The following is a 19,568-nucleotide window of genomic DNA, read 5'->3' on the forward strand; positions in this document are numbered from 1 at the left end:
CGGGTGCGGCCGGGGAGCCCTGGACCGCCGCGGCCCCCGGGGGCGCAGGGGCGCGCGAGGAGACCGCGACCGTCCGCATGCCCTCCGCGACCGGCCCGACCCGGCCCCAGCCCCCCGCGGGCCGTACGGACCCGGGGGCGCTCTGGCCCCCGCCGCCGGGGGAGTCGGGGGAGCCGCGGGCGGACGCGGCCCGGGCCGACGCTCCCGACGAGACGCCGGCCTCCCCCTACGAGCCCTACCTCGACGGCCTGTTCACCTACTGCCTGTCGGTCCTGTGCGACCACGACGCCGCCACCGACGTGCTCGGCGACGTCCTCGCCGTCGCCGACCGGCACCCCGGCCGATGTCCCGACGAGGGCGACCGGCGGGCCTGGCTGTACGCCCTCGCCCGCTGGGCCTGCCTGCGCCGGCTGGCCGAGCAGCGGCGCGCCCGCCAGGGGGCGCATTCCGCCCGGCGCACGCCGGAGCACACGGAAGCCGACCATGCGCCCCAGACGCGCCGCCCGCACGTCTCCCGCGAGGTCCTCGACGTGGACGCCTACCGCCGCACCGAGCTCGCCCGCCTCGCCTGGCCCGAGGCCGCCGGCACCACCCCCGAACAGCGCGAGGCCCTCGAACTCGCCGTCCGCCACCGCCTCGGCGTCACCGAACTCGCCGCCGTCCTCGGCACCGCCCCGGCCGCCGCCCGCGAGCTGCTGTCCGCCGCCGCCTGCGAGGTCGAACGCACCCGCGCCGCCCTCGCCGTCGTCGAGACCGGGAACTGCCCCGCCGTCTCCCGCCTCACCGGCGAGGACGGCGACCGCGACGTCCTGCTGTCCAGCACCCTGCGCGCCGAGCTCGTCCGGCACGTCGACGACTGCCCGCGCTGCCGCCGCGCCGCCGAACGCGTCGGCGCCGCCGCCCCCTGGCCCGGCTCCGGCGGCCTGCACGCCGCGCTCCCCCTCGTCGCCGCCCCGCGCGGGGCCGTCCGCGCGGCCATGCTGCGTTCCGGCCGGCGCCGCGGCGGGCGCCCCGGCCCGCGCTTCGACCGCACCGGCTTTCCCATGGACCCCAAGGACCGCGCCGCCCGCCGCGACCGGTTCCGGGCCCGGGCCGTGACGACCACCGTCGTCGCCACCGTCGTCGCCGCCCCCGTCATCGCCCTGTGGGCCGCCTACCGGGGCGCCCCCACCATCGGCGAACCCGTCGGCGACGGCACCCGTATCTCCGCCGGCGACTCGAAGATCCTGCCCCCGCTCGCCGAGGGCCGCCCGCTCACCGCCTACGAGAACACCGGCAACACCGCCCGCACCACCGGCGAACCCGGCTTCGCCACCGGCAGCGCCGCTCCCGACGTCTCCGTCGAGGTCATCAGCAGCGGCGCCCCCGCCGCCCCCGACGCCACCGGCCCCGGCGCCCCCGGCCGGCTCACCGTCTCCGCGGCCACCCGCGGCGGCACCACCCTGCTCACCCTCTACGCCTCCGGCGGCAGCCCCGTCGCCTGGCGGCTCTGGTCGGACGCGCCCTGGCTGCGCGCGAGCCAGACGGCGGGCATCCTCGCCCCCGGAGAATCGGTCACCCTGCGGATCACCGTCGACACCGAGGCCCAGCCCGTCGGAGCCTGGAGCGCCCGCGTCGGCGTCGACCCGGGCGGGGCCGTCGTCTCCGTCTCGGGCCGCGGCCGCCCCGCCCCCGAACCGACCCCGCCGGCCCCGGACCCCACCCCGACGCCGACCCCCACGCCCACACCGACCCCCACGCCGACCCCGCCGACGGACCCGACCCCGACCCCCACGCCCACCCCGACGCCGACCCAGCCCACGGACCCGGGACCGTCGGCGGGCCCAGGAGGAACGGTTTCCCCCGACCCGGCATCCCCCGCGCCCTAGGGCCTGTCCGGCGGATCAGGGTCGGGCAGGCCCTAGGGCGGCGAGGGGGTGCGGGCCGGGACGAGCGGAGCTACGCCGGATCGGCGGGGTGCGGGGCCATCGGCAGCAGCGACGCCAGCCGCGCCTCGCACAGCTTCACCAGCTCCGCGTACGCCTCCGCGCCCATCAGCTCCGTCAGCTCCGCCCGGTACGACACGTACACCGGCTCGCCGGCCCCGTGCGCGGACGTCGCCGACGTGCACCACCAGTGCAGGTCGTGGCCGCCCGGCCCCCAGCCGCGCCGGTCGTACTCCCCGATCGACACCTGGAGCACCCGCGTGTCGTCCGGCCGGTCGATCCAGTCGTACGTACGCCGGATCGGCAGCTGCCAGCACACGTCCGGCTTGGTCTCCAGCGGCTCCTGCCCGTTCCGCAGCGCCAGGATGTGCAGCGAGCAGCCCGCCCCGGCCGGGAAACCGGGCCGGTTGAGGAAGATGCACGCCCCGTCCCAGCGGCGGGTCTGCTTCTCCCCGTCGTCGTCGAGCTGCGTCCAGCCGCTCTCGCTGCCGACGTCGTGGAACTGCCACAGCTCCGGCGTCAGCCGCGCCACCTGCTCGGCGACCCGCTTCTCGTCGTCCTCGTCGGAGAAGTGTGCGCCCAGCGTGCAGCAGCCGTCCGAGGCCCGGCCGGCCTGGATGCCCTGGCAGCCGCTGCCGAAAATGCACGTCCAGCGGGAGGTCAGCCACGTCAGGTCGCAGCGGAAGACCTGCTCCTCGTCGGCGGGATCGGGGAACTCCACCCAGGCCCGGGGGAAGTCGAGCCCCTTCTCGTCCGCCACTCTGTCCTTGTTCTTCTTCGACTGGTTCTTGCTGGCCTTCTTCGTATTTGGCACAAACACCAGCCTAAGCGCCCCTTACTCCACCGCCCCGCGTCCGGCCCAGTAGCGTTTCCCGTATGAGACTCGGTGTCCTGGATGTGGGTTCGAACACGGTCCACCTGCTGGTGGTGGACGCGCACCCCGGCGCGCGCCCCCTGCCCGCGCACTCCCACAAGGAGCAGCTGCGCCTCGCGGAGCTGCTCGACGAGCACGGGGCGATCACCCCGGAGGGCGTCGAGCGCCTGGTCTCCGTCATCGCCGAGGCCGTGCAGGCGGCCGAGGACAAGGGCTGCGAGGACGTGCTTCCGTTCGCGACCAGCGCGGTGCGCGAGGCCCCCAACGCCGACGAGGTCCTGGCCCGCGTCAAGGCCGAGACCGGGGTCGAGCTGCCGGTGCTGAGCGGTGAGGACGAGGCCCGGCTGACCTTCCTCGCCGTCCGGCGGTGGTTCGGCTGGTCGGCCGGGAAGCTGCTGGTCCTCGACATCGGCGGGGGCTCGCTGGAGATCGCGTTCGGCATCGACGAGGACCCCGACGCCGCCGTCTCCCTGCCCCTGGGGGCCGGCCGCCTCACCTCCGCCTGGCTCCCCGGCGACCCGCCGGACCCGGCGGACGTGAAGGCGCTGCGGCGGCACGTGCGGGCGCAGATCGCCCGCACGGTCGGGGAGTTCAACCGCGTCGGGGTGCCGGACCACGTGGTGGCCACCTCGAAGACCTTCAAGCAGCTGGCCCGCATCGCCGGCGCGGCCCGCGAGGCCGACGGCCTGTACGTCCAGCGCGACCTGACGCGCAAGTCCCTGGAGGAGTGGGTCCCGCGTCTGGCGGCGATGACGACGGCGGAACGTTCCACCCTCCCGGGCGTCTCGGAGGGCCGCGCCGCCCAGCTCCTGGCGGGCGCCCTGGTCGCGGAGGCGGCGATGGACCTCTTCGGCGTGGACACCCTGGAAATCTGCCCCTGGGCCCTCCGCGAGGGCGTCATCCTCCGCCGCCTGGACCACCTGCCGTAGGGGCGCGGGGCGCCGGCTGTTCTACGCGGCCTCGCGGTGGGGGTGCGTCGGTACGAGCCCTCGCGGTGCGGGCCCGCCATCTCCCCCTTGAGGGGCCGGGGGCGGGCCGGTGGCTGCCCACCCGCCTCCCGGGGTGCGGGGCGGTGGTGGGGTGCCGGATCCCGCCGGGCGGTGGCGGACGGCTGAGGGGGGCGGGGGAGGGCGGGGCCTTTGCCGCCCGGTCTCAGGGATGTGCTGGGGGCTTCCCGTCAGTCCCACTGTCCTTCCGGTCCGGGCCGACCTGTCAAGGGCGCTCCCTTCGGTCGCGTCGCTTCGCGATGTCGCTGCGCTCCACCCTTGACAGGCCGTCCCGGCCCGAAAAGACCAAGGACTGTCGGGAAGCCCCCAGAGGAACGGTCCGGTCCAGAGATGGACATACGGCCGGATCAGCGATCTTCGGGGTCGTCGGGGGTCGGCAGACATTCCATCCGGGCCGACATGCGTGCCATGCGGGGCCGCCCTCCGCACCAGATCGCTACGCGCTCCTCCCGTCTCAGCGTCTGCGCCCCGTCTGGCCTTGCTGCTGTCGCCAAAGGACGACGGATTCGTCATCCGGGGCCGGTGGGCGCCCCAGATCGCTACGCGCTCCTCCCGTCTCAGCGCCTACCAGCCGCCTGGGGCCGCTGCTGTAGCCAGATGCCGACAGAAAGACCATCAGCCACCCTCAGACGCGACAAATCGCTACGCGCTCCCCTTTCCTCGGCGTCCGGCGGCCGTCTTGGGCCGGGATGCTCTGCGGATTGGTCTTTGGTGCCGTCACCAGCCCCAGACGGCGGTTCGACGCCGAGATTCGAGGAGTGCGTAGCGATCTGCCGCGCCCACCGGCCCCGGATGCCGCCTGTTCGTCATTCGGTGCAGGTAGCAGCCCAAAACCGGCGGCAGACGCCGAAATCTGGGCAGCGCGTAGCGATCTGATGCGCCTGGCGGCTTCGGATGACGATTCCGTCGGCCTTTGGTGCAGGGATCAGCCCCAGACGGCTGGTAGGCGCTGAGCCGAGAGGAGCGCGTAGCGATTTGTCGCGCCCACCGGCCCCCGATGACGACTGCGTCGTCCTTTGGCGACAGCAGCGGCCCCAGACGGGGCGCGGACGCTGAGACCAGAGAAGCGCGTAGCGATCTGGCGCGAAGGGCGGTCCCGAAAGGCATCCGTGTCGGCCTGGATGGGATGTCTGCCGACCCCCGACCATCCCGCCTGGTCGCTGAGTCCGCCGCATGTCCATCAATCCACCGTCCCGTTCCTTTGGGGGTTTCCCGGCAGTCTTCGTTTTTCCGGGGCGGGACGGGCTGTCAAGGGTGGCCGAAGGCCATCGCGAAGCGACGCGACGAAGGAGCGCCCTTGACAGGCCGGCCCGAACCGGAAGGACGATGAGACTGGCGGGAAAGCCCCAACCCCTCCCTGAGACCGCCCCGCCGGAAGCCGGTCATCCCCCGACCCCGCCCGGCCTCCCGGCCCCCGGGTCAGGCCGGTACGACGTTGGCCGCCGCCGTGGTGAACTCGCGGCCCGAGGCTCCCCGGATGTAGGCCAGTTCCACCCAGTGCTCTACGTACTCGTACCGCTCAGCGCTCGTCGGACGCTGCCCCCTCGTCCAGGGAGGCCACGAAACGCTCCCAGCCGCGCCGTGCGCGTTCGAGGAGGTCACGGCTCGGCTGGGGGCCGTCCGAGGTGTCGATGCCGAGTACGCCCCGGGAAGGGCCTTCGGTGGTGCGGCTGGTCATGGGTCGGTCGCTCCCCTGCTTTCGTCCAGCGGACGGCACGGCCAACTGCCGTCCCGTCACTGCGTGATGTGAAGAGGTAACCGCGCGCACCCCCTCCGCGAGTACCGTGGGGGAGTCGGAGAAGCATGCAAGTCATGCACGTGTGGGGAGTTGTCATGGCTCGACGCTCACGTACGCCCAACACCGGTCTGAACGGCCTGCTGGAGCAGGCCGGATGGTCGAGAAGCCAGTTCGCCTCGATCGTGAACCGCGTCGGTGCGGAGGCCGGGCTGGCCCTCACGTACGGGCAGCCGGCCGTCTCCCAGTGGGTGGCGGGACACCAGCCCCGCCCGCAGGTCAGGGCTCTGATCATCGAGGCGTTCGAGCGCAAGCTCGCCCGGCCGGTCAGCTACGCCGAGGCCGGTCTCACGCCGCCGGGCGCGGCGGACGACGGGGACACCGTCCGGGAACTGGTCGACCTCGGGCGGGCGGACATGGACCCCTCGCGGCGGCGGGTGATCGCGGCGGGTGTCTTCTCCGCCGCCGTCGCCATCCCCCTCTTCCCGACCCTGGCGCGGGCCGACAGCCCCGAGCCGATCAGGCCCGGGAAGGCGACGACCCGGGTCGGGCAGGCGCAGGTGGACTCCGTGGCGGCGATGACGGACCGGATCGCCGACATCCTCGACGAACTGGGCGCCGGGCACGCCCGGCCGATGGCGGCGGCCTTCCTGGTGAACACGGCCGGGCCCTGGCTCAAGGCCGAGGCGGCGGCCCCCGTGAAGAGGAGCCTGCTCGCGGCCGCCTCCGACCTCGTCTACCTCACCGGGTGGATGGCCATGTACGAGCGCCAGCACCGGCTCGGGCAGGACTACTACGTGTCCGCGCTCAAGCTCGCCGGGGAAGCGGAGGACCACGTCACGTACTGCCGCACCCTGCGCGGGATGTCGCTCCAGGCCTCCAACCTCGGCTACGGCCGCCGGGCCCTGGAACTCGCGGACTCGGCGGCCGAGGCCGCCCCGGTCGCCGGGCCGCGCCTGGTGGCGTTCCTGCGCGGGCAGCAGGCGCACGGGGCGGCGATGGTGGGGGACAAGCGGCAGGCCTTCGCCCGGCTGCGGGAGGCGGAGGAGGCGCTGGCGCAGGCCGACGACCGGCGGGAGTCGGTGGGCGGGTACGACCGGACGGCATACCTCTTCCACGTCGCGCACGTCCTGAACGAGACCAAGGACGTGGCCGGGTCGGTCCGCACGCTGCGGGAGTCGATCCGGGTCCAGCCGGCGCAGGAGCGGCAGGGCCGCCTGCACGCGTACGGGCTGCTGGCGCAGCGGCAGTTGTCGATCGGGCACGTGGAGGCGGCGTGCGAGTCGTGGGGGAGGTTCCTGGACGAGTACGAGGTGCTCTCGTCGTCGCGCGGCGACGAGCACTTCGAGGTGATGAACCTCCGCCTGCGCCCGTACGGCACCATCCGCGCGGTCCGTGACCTGGGAGAACGCGCCCGGGCAGTGGGCGCGCTCAAGGGGTGACGTACGGGTGGGCTATGTGGTCCTCGCGTACTGCCAGGCCGCTTCGCGGGCCTGGCAGTAGCGCAGTACGGTGCCCGGGTCGGTGATGAGTTCGACGCGGGTGAGGTCGTCGTCGGCGTCGAAGTGCAGGCGGGTCACCACCCGCGCGTCGAAGATCCAGAAGTCCTCGTCGGGGAGCCGCAGCTTGTCCGCCTGCGCACGTGTCAGGGTGCGGACGTCCTCGCCGGCGGCGCGGTTGCGGCGGGCGTTGTCCAGCAGGTAGCGCTGTCCTTCCGTCGCCGGGTCGTCGAGGATCCGGACGCGTTCGAACCTCCTGCCCAGGGCCACCTGCTCGCGCCGCTCGGTGCACCACGGGTCGGTGAGGTCCCATGCCACGGGCAGGCCTGCGGCGAACTGCCGGTAGGTGTTGGTGGCCTCGTCGGAGGCGTAGCGGCGACGGCTCTCCAGGCGCCATGCCGAATGGGCGAGGCCGGAGAACATGCCGTCGAAGTCGGCGAGGGTGATGAATCGGGGCACAGGCGGCGGTCCTTCGGGGCGACGGCTTACCGGGCGGAGGGCAGTGAGGCGCTCAACTCGGCCGTCGGGATCGCGAAGTGCCAGGCCAGGTCGCGGGTCTGGCAGGCGGACAGGACGGCCTCGGGGGTTTCGATCAGCCGTACGCCGAGGGTGTGGCCCTCCGGGCCGAACTCGAACCGCATCACCGTGCGGGAGTCGAAGAGCCAGAAGTCGAAGTCCGGCAGGCCGTGTCGTACGGCGTCGGCGCGGGTGAGGTTGCGGATGTCCTCGCCCGCCTCGACGTTCCCCGCCCCCGTCGCCAGCAGGTAGCGCTGGCCGTCGGTGGCGGGGGTGTCGACGAGGCGGACGCGCTCGAAGCGCTTGCCGCCCTCGGTGGCCTTGCGGACGAGTGCGTGCCAGGGGACGTCGGGTTCGTAGCCGAACGCCGAGCCTTCCTGCCAGCGCTTCCACCGCTCGCCCGCGCGGTCCACGGCGTACGACCGCTGGGTCTCCAGCCGCCAGGCGGTGTGCTCGAACTCCTCGAAGTGGTGCACCACGGCATCGAAGGGGATCAGGGGGGCCATCGTCGTCGCTCCGTCCCGGCGGCTGGTCAGGGGGCTCCAGGATGGTGCGCGCGGTCGCGGGGAGGGGGCGGATCGTCGCAGAGTGCTCGATTCCGCCCTGTGTGGCCGGTTCCCGCGCCCCCGGGGCGGGGAACGTCGGCGTCGATGTGAAAAGTATGACGAGAGTGGGTTTGTGTGCCGGGGCGTGGGTGGTCGGCCCGTAATCTGGCTCCGTGGTCCGTAATCCGAGCAGCAGCGCCCCGAAAGTCGCCCTGTCCACCGCCTCCGTCTACCCGGAGTCCACGGCGACCGCCTTCGAGATCGCCGCCCGCCTCGGCTACGACGGCGTCGAGGTCATGGTCTGGACGGACCCGGTCAGCCAGGACATCGAGGCCCTGCGCCGGCTGTCGGACCACCACCAGGTGCCGATCCTCGCCGTGCACGCGCCCTGTCTGCTGATCACCCAGCGGGTGTGGTCCACCGACCCCTGGACCAAGCTGCAGCGCGCCCAGACCGCCGCCGAGAAGCTGGGGGCGTCCACCGTCGTCGTGCACCCGCCGTTCCGGTGGCAGCGGCAGTACGCGCGGGACTTCGTGAGCGGGATCTGGCGGATGGCCGACGAGACGGACGTACGGTTCGCCGTCGAGAACATGTACCCGTGGCGCTACCGGGACAGGGAGATGCTCGCCTACGCGCCCGAGTGGGACGTGACCAAGGACGACTACCGGCACTACACCGTCGACCTCTCGCACACCGCCACCGCCCGCACCGACGCCTCCGCCATGATCGACCGGATGGGCGACCGCCTCGCCCACATCCACCTCGCCGACGGCAACGGCTCCGCCAAGGACGAGCACCTCGTCCCCGGGCGCGGTACGCAGCCCTGCGCCGAGCTGCTGGCCGGCCTGGCCCGCAGCAGCTTCGACGGGCACGTCGTCATCGAGGTCAACACGCGGCGCGCCATGTCCTCCGCCGAGCGTGAGGCCGATCTCGCCGAGGCGCTGGCCTTCACCCGCCGGCACCTGGCGGCCGGGTCCCGATGAGCGGCGCCGAGCCCGTACGGCGGCGCCGCGGTCCCGGGCGGCCGCGGCAGGACGAGGCGGAGGAGGGGCCGGGCACGCAGGAGCGGATCCGGCTCGCCGCCCGCGAGGTGTTCGCGGAGCGCGGGTACGACAAGACCTCCGTCCGCGGCGTCGCGAAGGTGGCCGGGGTGGACCCGGCGCTGGTGCACCACTACTTCGGCAGCAAGGACGACCTCTTCGCCGCCGCCATCGAGGTCACCATGGAGCCCGCCCTGGTGGTCCCGGCCGTCGTCGGTGAGGGCCCGGACGGCATCGGGGAGCGGCTGGCCCGCTATTTCCTGGGGGTGTGGGAGAACCCGGCCACGCGCGCCCCGCTGCTCGCGGTGATCCGCTCCGCGCTCACCCACGAGGCGGCCGCGAAGGTGCTGCGGACCCTGATCCTGCGGCGGGTCCTGGAGCGGGTCGCCGCCGACCTCGACGTCCCGGAGCCGACCTTCCGCGCCGAGCTGGCGGCCTCGCACCTGATCGGCATCGCGTTCGTGCGGTACGTGGTGCAGATCGAGCCCCTGGCGTCCGCGGACCCGGAGGAGATCGTGGCGCTGGTGGCCCCGACCCTCCAGCGCTACCTCACCGAGGCCTGAGCGCGGCGGGCGTGACCGAGGAGCGACCCCGCCGTCCCGGCATCCGGACCGGGCGTCCGGATCGCGGGCGGTGGGCGTAGCCTCGTAACCGAGCCATATTCGCAGTCGCGGCCGGCCGTAGGGACGGCCGCGCTCATGGGGAGTGAACCGCATGCCCGAGCTGAGGTCCCGCACCGTCACCCACGGCCGCAACATGGCAGGCGCTCGTGCGCTGATGCGCGCGTCGGGCGTAGCGAGCGAGGACATCGGCAAGCCGATCATCGCGGTCGCCAACTCCTTCACCGAGTTCGTCCCCGGCCACACCCACCTGGCCCCGGTCGGCCGCATCGTCTCCGACGCGATCCGCGCAGCCGGCGCCATCCCGCGCGAGTTCAACACGATCGCCGTCGACGACGGCATCGCCATGGGCCACGCGGGCATGCTGTACTCCCTGCCGTCCCGCGACCTGATCGCGGACAGCGTCGAGTACATGGTCGAGGCGCACTGCGCGGACGCGCTGATCTGCATCTCCAACTGCGACAAGATCACCCCGGGCATGCTGATGGCCGCGATGCGCCTCAACATCCCGGTCGTCTTCGTCTCCGGCGGCCCGATGGAGGCCGGCCAGGCCACGCTCGTCGACGGCACCGTCCGCAAGCTCGACCTGATCGACGCCATGGTCGACGCCTCCAACGAGAACGTCTCGGACGCGGACATCCTGCGCATCGAGGAGAACGCCTGCCCGACCTGCGGGTCCTGTTCCGGCATGTTCACCGCCAACTCGATGAACTGCCTCGCCGAGGCCATCGGCCTGGCCCTCCCCGGCAACGGCTCCGTCCTCGCCACGCACACCGCCCGCCGCGCCCTGTACGAGGACGCCGGCCGTACGGTCGTGGAGATCACCAAGCGCTACTACGAGGACGGCGACGAGTCCGTCCTGCCGCGCAACATCGCCTCCCGCGAGGCCTTCGAGAACGCCATGGCCCTGGACATCGCCATGGGCGGCTCGACCAACACGATCCTGCACCTGCTGGCCGCCGCGCAGGAGGCGGGCCTGGACTACGACCTCAAGGACATCGACGCCGTCTCGCGCCGCGTCCCCTGCCTGGCCAAGGTCGCCCCGAACGTCGCCCCCGGCGGCACGTACTACATGGAGGACGTGCACCGCGCCGGCGGCATCCCCGCCATCCTCGGCGAGCTGCACCGCGGCGGGCTCCTCAACAAGGACGTCACCACCGTCCACTCGCAGGGCCTGGAGGACTGGCTCGCGAAATGGGACGCCCGTTCCGGCACGGCGTCCGAGGAGGCCATGGAGCTGTGGCACGCGGCCCCCGGCTGCAAGCGCTCCGCCACCGCCTTCTCCCAGTCCGAGCGCTGGGAGACCCTCGACCTCGACGCCGAGGGCGGCTGCATCCGCTCCGTGCAGCACGCGTACTCCAAGGACGGCGGCCTCGCCGTCCTGCGCGGCAACATCGCCGCCGACGGCTGCGTGGTGAAGACGGCCGGCGTCGACGAGTCGATCTGGACCTTCGAGGGCCCCGCGGTCGTCTGCGAGTCGCAGGACGAGGCCGTGGAGAAGATCCTCACGAAGCAGATCCAGCCCGGTGACGTCGTCGTCATCCGCTACGAGGGCCCGCGCGGCGGCCCCGGCATGCAGGAGATGCTCTACCCGACCTCCTTCCTCAAGGGCCGCGGCCTCGGCAAGGTCTGCGCGCTGGTGACGGACGGCCGCTTCTCCGGCGGCACCTCGGGCCTGTCCATCGGCCACGCCTCCCCGGAGGCGGCCTCGGGCGGCGACATCGCGGTCGTCGAGGACGGCGACCGGATCCGCATCGACATCCCGAACCGGTCGATCGAGCTCCTGGTGGACGAGGCCACGCTGGCCGCCCGCCACGCGGCGCTCGGCGGCGTCTACGCCCCGAAGACCCGTGTCCGCACGGTCTCGGCGGCGCTGCGCGCATACGCGGCGATGGCCACCAGCGCCGACAAGGGCGCGGTCCGCGACGTCTCGAAGCTGGGCTAGTCACGAGGGAAACCCCGGCCCGGGACGGTGAACCCACCGCCCCGGGCCGGGGTTTCGCGTGTCCCCTTCTCGACGCGCCCCTCGCACCGCTCGGCGCGGGGGCGCCTCCCGGGCGTCGGAGCGCTGCGCCGGCCTCCGGCCGGCGGCCCCGCTCCTCACCACCCGGCGGGGCTGCGCGCGTCCAGGGCGAACACCGTCCCGTCGGGGGCGGAGGCGTAGACCCGGCCGTCGGCGACGACCGGGGCGGGGAGGGTGGCGCTGAAGGTGCCCTGGGCGGCGGCCATGCGGGGCTTGGTCTGGCCGAGCAGCCTTCCGGCGGCGGCGTCGACGGCCAGCAGGCGGCCGTCCGGTGCGCTCAGGTAGACCCGCCCGTCCGCGAACACCGGCCGGGAGGCCGAGGCCATGCCCGTCTCCAGCTGCCACCGCTCCTCGTCCGGGCCGACGGCGACGAGCCGGCCGCCCGTCCCGAACGCGTAGGCGGTGCCGTCGCTGCCGACGGCCGCCTCGGCGTCGAACAGCGGTGTGGCCAGAGCGGTCCTGCGCAGGGCGCGGGTCGTCAGGTCCACCCGTACGACGGCCCGGGTCCTGCCCGTCGCGTCGTCGTCCAGCAGGTACGCGCCGCCGCCCGCCGCTCCCGCCGGGCGCAGCAGGCCCGACGTGCGCAGCTGCCAGCGCTCGGCCCCGCTGTCCGGGGCGACGGAGACCAGCTGCGTCGACCGGCCCTCGGCGTCGCGCGAGGCCACGTACAGCGCGGGCCGACCGGTCTCGTCCGGACCGGTCCACCAGACGGAGCCCACGCCGCCGATCTTCTTCGTCCAGCGCCCGGCGCCGGTGGCCGCGTCGAGGACGGTCACCTCGCCGGTCGGCCCGGCCAGCAGCACCCGGTCGCCGACGACCACCGTCTGGGTGGCGTCGGGCAGGGCGCGCTTCCAGCGTTCCGTACCGGTACCGGGATCGAGCGCCTGGAGCAGCCGGCTGCCGGAAGGGATCGAGAGGAGCAGCCCGCCGCCGGACCGGGGGGCGCCGTCCGCGGCCGTCCGGTCGGCGGCGGCCGCCGACCGCAGGGACCACAGCGGGGAGCCCTTCGCGGGGTCCAGCCGGGCCACGGCCACGCCCTGCGCCGAGCAGTACAGCCCACCGCCCAGCCAGGAACAGGCGGCGGCCCGGTTGCCCGCACCCCGGTCGCCCACCTGGGCGGCCCAGGGGGCGAAGGGCGGCTCCTTCTCCGCCGCCTGCACGGCCTGCGGGCGGCCCGGGTCGTCGTCCGCGTCGAGGTACAGGGAGCCGCCCGCGGCCGTGGCGGCCAGGACCAGCCCGGCGACGGCCGCGAGCGCCGCGCGGCGCCGCCGACGGGCCTTGGGCGCGGGTGCCGTGCCCGGCGCCGGTCCCGCGGCCGGGGCGAGCCCGGCGCGCCGCTGGTGCGTGAGGACCTCGTCGGCCGCGGGCAGGCGGGGCTGCGGTATGAAGGCCTGGGTGTCCTCGGTCGCCGTAGGGCTGGTGGCCGCACGGACCTCCGCGATCAGCGCCTCGGCGGTCGGCCGCGCGTCCGGGTCCTTCGCCAGGCACCGCGCCACGATCGGTACGAGCCGGCCCGGCAGCCCGGTCAGGTCGGGCTCGCTGTGCACGACCTGGTACGCCACGAGGTAGTGGCTGTCGGAGTCGAACGGCCCCCGCCCCGTCGCGGCGTGCACCAGCACCGCACCCAGCGCGAACACGTCCGCCGCCGGCCCGACCTCGCGCGGCCGCTGGAACTGCTCGGGCGCCATGTACGGCGGCGTCCCGATCAGTTTGCCGGTCTCGGTCCGCAGGTCGCTGTCGGCCGGGCGCGAGATGCCGAAGTCGATGACGCGCACCCCGTCCGGCGCCATCAGCACGTTGCTCGGCTTCAGGTCCCGGTGCACCACCCCGGCCCGGTGGATGTCCCGCAGCGCCTCCGCCAGCCCGGCCGCGAGCCGCGTCAGCTCCGCGGGGTCGAGCACGCGCTCCCGTACCCGCTCGGACAGCGTGGGGGCGTCGATGAACAGGGTGGCCATCCAGGGCCGCTCGGCGTCGGGGTCGGCGTCCACGACGGGGGCGGTGAACGCACCGCTCACCCTCCGCGCGGCCGCGACCTCCTGCCGGAACCGCGCCCGGAACTCGGGGTCCACCGCGTGCTGGGCGTGCACGACCTTGACGGCGAGTTTCAGCCCGGAGCTGGAGGTGGCCAGGTGGACCACGCCCATGCCGCCGGAGCCGAGCACGGATTCGAGCCGGTACTGCCCGGCGTATTCCGGAAACCCGGCGTAGTCCGCGCGCCGCGACTGCACCGCTCACCACCCCCGACGGAGCCTAGTCGATGGCCCGTGGGAACATCCAAGGGCTTGCCAGCCTGCGCGCGTTGCGCGGAGCAGCACCCATGGGGGGAGATTCCTTATGTCCGTAGAGAACGATTCCAGCCAGATCGAGAGCCTCGCGGCCGCCGACGCGGGCTTCCAGAGCTACCAGGTGGCACCGGGCTACCAGGTGAACGTCCGGACCGGCCCGGGCACCAACTACTCGGTCTCCCGCGTCCTGCCGCTGGGCGCGAGCGTCACGATCCGCTGCCAGTGCCCCGGCACGACGGTCTCGGGCCCGTACGGCACGACCGACCTGTGGGACTGCATCGGCAACGGCCAGTTCGTCTCCGACGCCTACGTCCACACCGGCGCCGACGGCTACGTCGCCGGCCGCTGCGGCTGACGCCGTAGCCGGACGGTCACCCGTTCTGCCAGGTGAGACACCACCGGCGGGCAGCCCCGCCGGTGGGATAATCGCGGACGTGAGCGAAGAGCAGCGAGACCTGAGCACCCCGGCCGAGTCGGCCGAGCCGCCGGCCGGCCCGCAGCCCGAGCCGATCCGGTTCTTCGGCACCAGCTGGGTGGACCACACCGGCGGCTACGCCCTGCGCCGCGCCGCCCTCGCCGCCGGCTCGCTCGTCGCCGCCGCCGTCGGCGCCTACCTCCTGCGCCTCGCCTACGAGGGCCTGGAGATCGGCAACGTCGGCCCCTTCCTCAGCATCTCCGTGCTCGTGCTCTTCGCGATCGCCACCGCCATCGCCTTCGCCAAGACCTGGGAGTCCTTCGGCCGCCGCCCCGCCCCGTCCTCCGACGAGGCCGCCCTCAAGGGGCTGAAGGCGATCGGTTTCATCGGCTCCCTCCTCGCCTACTTCCTGCGCAGCCTCACCGAGGCCCCCGGCGAGAAGCTCCACCGCACCGAGTACGAGCGCGCCGCCGCCGAGTACGACCGCCGCCGCAGCACCCGTACGGGCAACCCGGCCGCCCGCCGCCGCCCCAAGCGCAAGAAGTAACCGCCCGCTTGATTGACGCCGGGCACCCCCAGGAGCATTATTCATCACATGATGAATAACCCGCCGGAGGGTCCGCCCCCCGCCGTCCACGCCCGCGCCCTCACCGTCCGCCGCGGCACCGGCCGCACCCCGCGCACCGTCCTCGACGCCCTCGCCTTCGACGTCCCCCGCGGCCGCATCACCGGCCTCCTCGGCCCCTCCGGCTGCGGCAAGTCCACCCTCATGCGGACCGTCGTCGGCACCCAGGCCCACGTCACCGGCACCCTCGACGTCCTCGGCCGCCCCGCCGGCCACCCCGAACTCCGCTCCCGCGTCGGCTACGTCACCCAGGCCCCCTCCGTCTACGACGACCTCACCGTCCGCCAGAACCTCGACTACTTCGCCGCCGTCCTCGACCCCGGACGCGCCGCCGCCGACCGCCGCCGCGCCGCCGTCGAACGGGCCATCGCCGACGTCGACCTCACCAGCCGCACCACCGCCCTCGCCGGCAACCTCTCCGGCGGCCAGCGCAGCCGCGTCTCCCTCGCCGTCGCCCTCCTCGGCCGCCCCGAACTCCTCGTCCTCGACGAACCCACCGTCGGCCTCGACCCCGTCCTGCGCCGCGACCTGTGGAACCTCTTCCACGAGCTCACCGCCACCCGCGGCGTCACGATCCTCGTCTCCTCCCACGTCATGGACGAGGCCGAGCGCTGCCACGACCTGCTCCTCATGCGCGAAGGCCGCATCCTCGCCCAGGACACCCCCGAAGCCCTCCGCACCCGCACCCACACCGCCACCGTCGAGGAAGGCTTCCTCCGCCTCGTCGACGAGGCGAACGACGAGGCGAACGAGCACACCGACACCCCCGGAACGGAGGCCCGGCGATGAACGGCGCCCGCACCCTCGCCACCGCCGCCCGCGTCCTGCGCCAGCTGCGCCACGACCCGCGGTCCATCGCCCTGATGCTGCTGGTCCCCGTCCTGATGCTGACCCTGCTCCGCTACGTCTTCGACGGCAGCCCGCGCACCTTCGACAGCATCGGCGCGTCCCTCCTCGGCATCTTCCCCCTCATCACGATGTTCCTCGTGACCTCCATCGCCACCCTCCGCGAACGCACCTCCGGCACCCTCGAACGCCTCCTCGCCATGCCGCTCGGCAAGGGCGACCTCATCGCCGGCTACGCCCTCGCCTTCGGCGCCGTCGCCGTCGTCCAGTCCCTCCTCGCCACCGGCCTCGCCCTCTGGGTCCTCGGCCTCGACATCACCGGCTCCGCCTGGCTGCTGCTCCTCGTCGCCCTACTCGACGCCCTCCTCGGCACCGCCCTCGGACTGTTCGTCTCCGCCTTCGCCGCATCCGAGTTCCAGGCCGTCCAGTTCATGCCGGCCGTGATCTTCCCGCAGCTGCTGCTGTGCGGGCTCTTCGCCCCCCGCCCCACCATGCAGCCCGCCCTCGAAGCCCTCTCCGACGTCCTGCCCATGTCCTACGCCGTCGACGGCATGACCCAGGTCCTCACCCACACCGACATGACCGCCGACTTCGTCCGCGACACCGTCGTCGTGGCCGCCTGCGCCCTGCTCGTCCTCGCCCTCGGCGCCGCCACCCTCCGCCGCCGCACGCCCTGACCACGGGGCGGACACCCCCGCCCCCGCACGCGGACGGGTGCGAGGATGAGGGCGTGAGTCCTGAAGGTTCGTTCGTTCGGCGAGGTGAATAGGGCATGACCCAGACAGTCGCGGTCCTCGGTACCGGCAAGATCGGCGAGGCCCTGCTCAGCGGGATGATCCGCGGCGGCCGGCCGGCCGCCAAGCTGCTCGTCACCGCCCGCCGCCCGGAGCGCGCCGCCGAGCTCCACACCCGCTACGGCGTCGAGGCCGTCACCAACGCCGAAGCCGCCAAGCGCGCCGACACCCTCATCCTCACCGTCAAGCCGCAGGACATGGGCAAGCTCCTTGAGGAACTCGCCCCGCACGTCCCCGCCGACCGCCTCGTCATCAGCGGCGCCGCCGGCATCCCCACCGCCTTCTTCGAGGAGCGGCTGGCCCCCGGCACCCCCGTCGTGCGCGTCATGACGAACACCCCCGCCCTCGTGGACGAGGCCATGTCCGTCATCTCGGCCGGCAGCCACGCCACCGCCGAACACCTCGCCCACGCCGAGGAGATCTTCGGCGGCGTCGGCAAGACCCTGCGCGTCCCCGAGTCCCAGCAGGACGCGGCCACCGCCCTCTCCGGCTCCGGCCCCGCCTACTTCTACTTCCTCGTCGAGGCCATGACCGACGCGGGCATCCTGCTCGGCCTGCCCCGCGCCCAGGCCCACGACCTCATCGTCCAGGCCGCCATCGGCGCCGCCGTCATGCTCCGCGACAGCGGCGAACACCCGGTCAAGCTCCGCGAGGCCGTCACCTCCCCGGCCGGTACGACGATCAACGCCATCGTCGAACTGGAGAAGCACGGCGTACGGGCGGCCCTCATCGCCGCCCTCGAAGCGGCCCGCGACCGCAGCCGCGAACTCGCCTCCGGCAACAGCTGAGAAAGGGGGGAGGGACTCCGAGGCGGGCCCCTCCCCCTCCCTTCACGGTGCCAACAGCCCGATGGCCTCGTACGCCCGGTCCACCACCGGCCGCGCGATGCCCCGCGCCCGCTCGGCGCCCTCCCGCAGCACCCGCTCCACCTCACCCGGATCGGCCGCCAGCCCGGCGTGCCGCTCCCGCAGCGGCCGCAGCAGCTCCACCACGGCCTCGGCGACGTCCCGCTTCAGCGGCCCGTACCGGTCGTACTCCCCGGCCAGCTTCTCCGGCTCACCGCCGGTACAGGCGGCGAGGACGTCCAGCAGGTTCGCCACCCCCGGCCGCGCGGCCCGGTCGTAGACCACGCCGTCCTCGCCGCTGTCCGTCACGGCCCGCATCACCTTCCTGGTGATCACGGCCGGCTCGTCCAGCAGATAGACGATCCCGGCCGTGTTCGCGCTGGACTTCCCCATCTTCGACGTCGGGTCCTGCAGGTCCATGACCCGCGCCCCCACCGTCGGGAGCGTCGCCCTGGGCACGGTGAAGGTGTGCCCGTACCGCTGGTTGAACCGCACCGCCAGGTCCCGGGTCAGCTCGACGTGCTGCCGCTGGTCCTCGCCCACCGGCACCTCGTCCGCCGCGTAGGCCAGGATGTCGGCCGCCATCAGCACGGGATACGTCAGCAGGGACAGCCGTACGCCCTGACCGGCCGCCTCCGCCTTCGCGGTCTTCTCCCGGTACTGGATCATCCGCCGCAGCTCCCCGTCGGTGGCGGTGCACTCCAGCAGGTAGGACAGCCGGGTGTGCTCGGAGACATGGCTCTGGAGGAAGAGGGTGCACCGCCGCGGGTCCAGCCCGGCGGCGAGGAACAGCGTGGCGTTCTGCCGGCTGAGCCGGCGCAACCGCGCCGGATCGTGCTCCACGGTCAGGGCGTGCAGGTCGACGACGCAGAACAGCGCGTCCGCCGGCGAGTGCTCGGCCGCGACCCACTGCCGCAGGGCCCCCAGGTAGTTGCCCAGCGTCAGGTGCCCGGACGGGGTGATCCCGCTGAAGATCCTCGTCATGTCCTGTCTCTCCCTCGTGTCCTGCGGTGTGGTGTCGGGACCGCCGCGCCGGGCGGGCCGCCACTCCCGGGAGGGGAGAAACAGAAACGGCCGCCGGAGCGGCGGCCGTGAGCGCATGCGTGCTCGTGTGGTGGTCGGCCGCCGTCAGGCGGGCCACCAGCGAAGGCTGAGCTTGGGTGCATGCGTGGTCATGGGAGGCAGGGTAGCCCGTGGGGCATGTGGACGACGTGAGTTTCGACGGACCGACACGAGGGGCTCCGGCCCGGGGTTGACACGCCTGTTCCAGGTCCGTAAGGTTCTTCGAGTTGTCCGACGTGAGCGCCGACTCCGGTCGGTCCCCGGACAGCCATCCCGCACTACACATTCGAACGAACGACGCACTCTGTCGTCTCGTTTTCATGCGTATTTGCGAATGAGGAATCCGCGTTCCAGGACGCAGCCGCCGATTGGCTTCGGGGGTAGGGAATCCGCTACTGTCTCACTCGCCGGAAGGGCCCAACAGCCCCAAAGGTGAATCCCGCTGACTGGGAGTCAGGCCCGAAAGGATCTGATAGAGTCGGAACCGCCGGAAAGGGAAAGCGCGAAAGCGAAGGAACTGGAAAGCGAGCGAGAAAGACTCTGATAGAGTCTGAATCGCAAGAACGAAAGCCCGGAGGAAAGCCCGCGAGGGTGAGTACAAAGGAAGCGTCCGTTCCTTGAGAACTCAACAGCGTGCCAAAAATCAACGCCAGAAGTTGATACCCCGTCCACTTCGGTGGATGAGGTTCCTTTGAAAAAGACCTGTCGGGCCTTCGGGCACTGGCAGGCAACCAAACACAGCGAGGACGTTGTGGCCAGTCGGTCTTATTCCGACCGTGACTGGCCCGCTCTTTCGTGCGTGTGCACCGGATTACCGGTAAACATTCATGGAGAGTTTGATCCTGGCTCAGGACGAACGCTGGCGGCGTGCTTAACACATGCAAGTCGAACGATGAAGCCCTTCGGGGTGGA

At 73.1% G+C, this 19,568-nt stretch carries 17 protein-coding genes and 1 rRNA gene; 12 read left to right on the plus strand and 6 right to left on the minus strand.

Annotated features, from left to right (window positions below; all coding sequences use genetic code 11):
- The first annotated feature begins 77 nt into the window (after nucleotides 1-77).
- Entirely contained in the window at nucleotides 78-1,868 is a 1,791-nt protein-coding gene (locus ACFY0O_RS06210; RefSeq protein WP_388943380.1) for a hypothetical protein, read from the plus strand.
- 70 nt (nucleotides 1,869-1,938) lie between these two features.
- On the opposite strand, the gene ACFY0O_RS06215 is transcribed toward ACFY0O_RS06210, so the two are convergent.
- Nucleotides 1,939-2,739 carry a hypothetical protein gene (locus tag ACFY0O_RS06215; RefSeq protein WP_388943382.1) on the minus strand — a complete coding sequence of 267 codons (801 nt, stop codon included), beginning with the start codon at nucleotides 2,737-2,739 and terminating at the stop codon, nucleotides 1,939-1,941.
- Nucleotides 2,740-2,801: 62 nt separating this feature from the next.
- Between ACFY0O_RS06215 and ACFY0O_RS06220 the strand changes: the two genes are divergently transcribed.
- Nucleotides 2,802-3,728, plus strand: a complete 927-nt coding sequence (locus ACFY0O_RS06220; RefSeq protein WP_358896823.1) for a Ppx/GppA phosphatase family protein — start codon at nucleotides 2,802-2,804, stop codon at nucleotides 3,726-3,728.
- 1,597 nt (nucleotides 3,729-5,325) lie between these two features.
- On the opposite strand, the gene ACFY0O_RS06225 is transcribed toward ACFY0O_RS06220, so the two are convergent.
- The gene (locus tag ACFY0O_RS06225; protein ID WP_388943485.1) at nucleotides 5,326-5,484 is read right to left on the minus strand and encodes a hypothetical protein; all 159 of its coding nucleotides are present in this window, start codon (nucleotides 5,482-5,484) and stop codon (nucleotides 5,326-5,328) included.
- Between the two features lie 155 nt (nucleotides 5,485-5,639).
- Between ACFY0O_RS06225 and ACFY0O_RS06230 the strand changes: the two genes are divergently transcribed.
- Complete coding sequence (locus ACFY0O_RS06230) at nucleotides 5,640-6,983, plus strand: hypothetical protein (protein ID WP_388943385.1); 1,344 nt, start codon at nucleotides 5,640-5,642, stop codon at nucleotides 6,981-6,983.
- A gap of 12 nt (nucleotides 6,984-6,995) precedes the next feature.
- Here ACFY0O_RS06230 and ACFY0O_RS06235 read toward each other — a convergent pair whose 3' ends face one another.
- Together ACFY0O_RS06235 and ACFY0O_RS06240 are read right to left on the minus strand one after the other, a co-directional pair.
- Nucleotides 6,996-7,499, minus strand: a complete 504-nt coding sequence (locus ACFY0O_RS06235) for a DUF6879 family protein (RefSeq protein WP_388943388.1) — start codon at nucleotides 7,497-7,499, stop codon at nucleotides 6,996-6,998.
- A gap of 26 nt (nucleotides 7,500-7,525) precedes the next feature.
- Nucleotides 7,526-8,062 carry a DUF6879 family protein gene (locus tag ACFY0O_RS06240; RefSeq protein WP_388943391.1) on the minus strand — a complete coding sequence of 179 codons (537 nt, stop codon included), beginning with the start codon at nucleotides 8,060-8,062 and terminating at the stop codon, nucleotides 7,526-7,528.
- Nucleotides 8,063-8,274: 212 nt separating this feature from the next.
- Between ACFY0O_RS06240 and ACFY0O_RS06245 the strand changes: the two genes are divergently transcribed.
- The 3 genes from ACFY0O_RS06245 (at nucleotide 8,275) to ilvD (ending at nucleotide 11,706) form a co-directional block, all read left to right on the plus strand.
- Nucleotides 8,275-9,084, plus strand: coding sequence for a sugar phosphate isomerase/epimerase family protein (locus tag ACFY0O_RS06245; RefSeq protein ID WP_388943393.1), 810 nt, complete (start codon nucleotides 8,275-8,277; stop codon nucleotides 9,082-9,084).
- The gene (locus ACFY0O_RS06250) at nucleotides 9,081-9,704 is read left to right on the plus strand and encodes a TetR family transcriptional regulator (RefSeq protein ID WP_388943396.1); all 624 of its coding nucleotides are present in this window, start codon (nucleotides 9,081-9,083) and stop codon (nucleotides 9,702-9,704) included. The genes ACFY0O_RS06245 and ACFY0O_RS06250 overlap by 4 nt, the downstream gene beginning before the upstream one ends.
- Before the next feature lie 151 nt (nucleotides 9,705-9,855).
- Entirely contained in the window at nucleotides 9,856-11,706 is a 1,851-nt protein-coding gene (gene ilvD, locus ACFY0O_RS06255) for a dihydroxy-acid dehydratase (RefSeq protein WP_358896808.1), read from the plus strand.
- A gap of 155 nt (nucleotides 11,707-11,861) precedes the next feature.
- On the opposite strand, the gene ACFY0O_RS06260 is transcribed toward ilvD, so the two are convergent.
- Nucleotides 11,862-14,012 (minus strand): protein kinase, encoded by a 2,151-nt coding sequence (locus ACFY0O_RS06260; protein ID WP_388943399.1) that lies wholly within the window; start codon nucleotides 14,010-14,012, stop codon nucleotides 11,862-11,864.
- Between the two features lie 106 nt (nucleotides 14,013-14,118).
- Here ACFY0O_RS06260 and ACFY0O_RS06265 point away from each other — a divergent pair, with 106 nt between their 5' ends.
- From ACFY0O_RS06265 to proC, 5 genes are all read left to right on the plus strand, one after another.
- Complete coding sequence (locus ACFY0O_RS06265; protein ID WP_358896804.1) at nucleotides 14,119-14,424, plus strand: peptidase; 306 nt, start codon at nucleotides 14,119-14,121, stop codon at nucleotides 14,422-14,424.
- Between the two features lie 79 nt (nucleotides 14,425-14,503).
- Nucleotides 14,504-15,031: a hypothetical protein gene (locus ACFY0O_RS06270; RefSeq protein WP_388943401.1), complete on the plus strand. Its 528-nt coding sequence runs from the start codon at nucleotides 14,504-14,506 to the stop codon at nucleotides 15,029-15,031.
- A 48-nt stretch (nucleotides 15,032-15,079) separates the two neighbouring features.
- Nucleotides 15,080-15,898, plus strand: coding sequence for an ABC transporter ATP-binding protein (locus ACFY0O_RS06275; protein ID WP_388943404.1), 819 nt, complete (start codon nucleotides 15,080-15,082; stop codon nucleotides 15,896-15,898).
- On the plus strand, nucleotides 15,895-16,632 hold the full coding sequence (locus tag ACFY0O_RS06280) for an ABC transporter permease (RefSeq protein WP_388943406.1): 738 nt from the start codon (nucleotides 15,895-15,897) through the stop codon (nucleotides 16,630-16,632). Before ACFY0O_RS06275 ends, ACFY0O_RS06280 begins: the two co-directional genes overlap by 4 nt.
- A 95-nt stretch (nucleotides 16,633-16,727) precedes the next feature.
- The gene (proC, locus tag ACFY0O_RS06285) at nucleotides 16,728-17,537 is read left to right on the plus strand and encodes a pyrroline-5-carboxylate reductase (protein WP_388943409.1); all 810 of its coding nucleotides are present in this window, start codon (nucleotides 16,728-16,730) and stop codon (nucleotides 17,535-17,537) included.
- Nucleotides 17,538-17,579: 42 nt separating this feature from the next.
- On the opposite strand, the gene trpS is transcribed toward proC, so the two are convergent.
- Nucleotides 17,580-18,578: a tryptophan--tRNA ligase gene (trpS, locus tag ACFY0O_RS06290; RefSeq protein ID WP_388943412.1), complete on the minus strand. Its 999-nt coding sequence runs from the start codon at nucleotides 18,576-18,578 to the stop codon at nucleotides 17,580-17,582.
- A 902-nt stretch (nucleotides 18,579-19,480) separates the two neighbouring features.
- Between trpS and ACFY0O_RS06295 the strand changes: the two genes are divergently transcribed.
- Nucleotides 19,481-19,568 (plus strand): 16S ribosomal RNA (locus tag ACFY0O_RS06295); the annotation flags it as partial.

It is taken from the genome of Streptomyces sp. NPDC001594 (assembly GCF_042893675.1).
Taxonomy (GTDB): Bacteria; Actinomycetota; Actinomycetes; order Streptomycetales; family Streptomycetaceae; genus Streptomyces.

Coding starts and splice junctions, on each gene's coding strand:
- ACFY0O_RS06240 (WP_388943391.1), bottom strand. CDS start 8,062: ATGGCCCCCCTGATCCCCTTCGATGCCGTGGTGCACCACTTCGAGGAG.
- ACFY0O_RS06225 (WP_388943485.1), bottom strand. CDS start 5,484: ATGACCAGCCGCACCACCGAAGGCCCTTCCCGGGGCGTACTCGGCATC.
- ACFY0O_RS06210 (WP_388943380.1), top strand. CDS start 78: ATGCCCTCCGCGACCGGCCCGACCCGGCCCCAGCCCCCCGCGGGCCGT.
- ilvD (WP_358896808.1), top strand. CDS start 9,856: ATGCCCGAGCTGAGGTCCCGCACCGTCACCCACGGCCGCAACATGGCA.
- ACFY0O_RS06220 (WP_358896823.1), top strand. CDS start 2,802: ATGAGACTCGGTGTCCTGGATGTGGGTTCGAACACGGTCCACCTGCTG.
- ACFY0O_RS06280 (WP_388943406.1), top strand. CDS start 15,895: ATGAACGGCGCCCGCACCCTCGCCACCGCCGCCCGCGTCCTGCGCCAG.
- ACFY0O_RS06250 (WP_388943396.1), top strand. CDS start 9,081: ATGAGCGGCGCCGAGCCCGTACGGCGGCGCCGCGGTCCCGGGCGGCCG.
- proC (WP_388943409.1), top strand. CDS start 16,728: ATGACCCAGACAGTCGCGGTCCTCGGTACCGGCAAGATCGGCGAGGCC.
- trpS (WP_388943412.1), bottom strand. CDS start 18,578: ATGACGAGGATCTTCAGCGGGATCACCCCGTCCGGGCACCTGACGCTG.
- ACFY0O_RS06265 (WP_358896804.1), top strand. CDS start 14,119: ATGTCCGTAGAGAACGATTCCAGCCAGATCGAGAGCCTCGCGGCCGCC.
- ACFY0O_RS06275 (WP_388943404.1), top strand. CDS start 15,080: ATGATGAATAACCCGCCGGAGGGTCCGCCCCCCGCCGTCCACGCCCGC.
- ACFY0O_RS06230 (WP_388943385.1), top strand. CDS start 5,640: ATGGCTCGACGCTCACGTACGCCCAACACCGGTCTGAACGGCCTGCTG.